The following is a 360-nucleotide window of genomic DNA, read 5'->3' as shown; positions in this document are numbered from 1 at the left end:
ATGAAGCGCTGTCCGAAGAAGTCGATGATGCTGGCGTAGAGGCTGTCGTCCGGCAGCTTGGTCATGGCCCAGGCCACAGTCTGGTTCTTGGCCAGGGTCATCCCTTCGGTGAGCTCGGGGTAGTAACGCTGGGTGCGGGCCAGCACGGTATCCTGCACCACCGTGTAGTCGATCTTGCCGTCGGCCACCTGCTTGAGCAGCTCCTCCACGTCGGCATCCCGATTGGTGCTCCACTTCAGGTTGGGGTACTGCTTGGCGAGCTCCTTGAGCAGATCTTCTCCGGTGGAACCGGCCGGCACCACTATGTTGCCCTTGAGATCGCCAATGTCCTTGGGCTTGGGAGAGCCGTTGCGATAGACC

The 360-nt window shown here is 61.1% G+C and carries 1 protein-coding gene; it reads right to left on the bottom strand.

Going from position 1 to position 360, the window contains the following annotated elements:
- The coding region (locus RA19_RS25560; protein ID WP_039168886.1) for a transporter substrate-binding domain-containing protein at positions 1–360 on the bottom strand (360 nt) is incomplete at both ends.

This window comes from Leisingera sp. ANG-M1 (genome assembly GCF_000813745.1).
In the GTDB taxonomy this organism is placed as follows: domain Bacteria; phylum Pseudomonadota; class Alphaproteobacteria; order Rhodobacterales; family Rhodobacteraceae; genus Leisingera.
The sequence above is the reverse complement of the archived record's forward strand: the minus strand, read 5'-3'. Positions and strand labels throughout refer to the sequence as shown.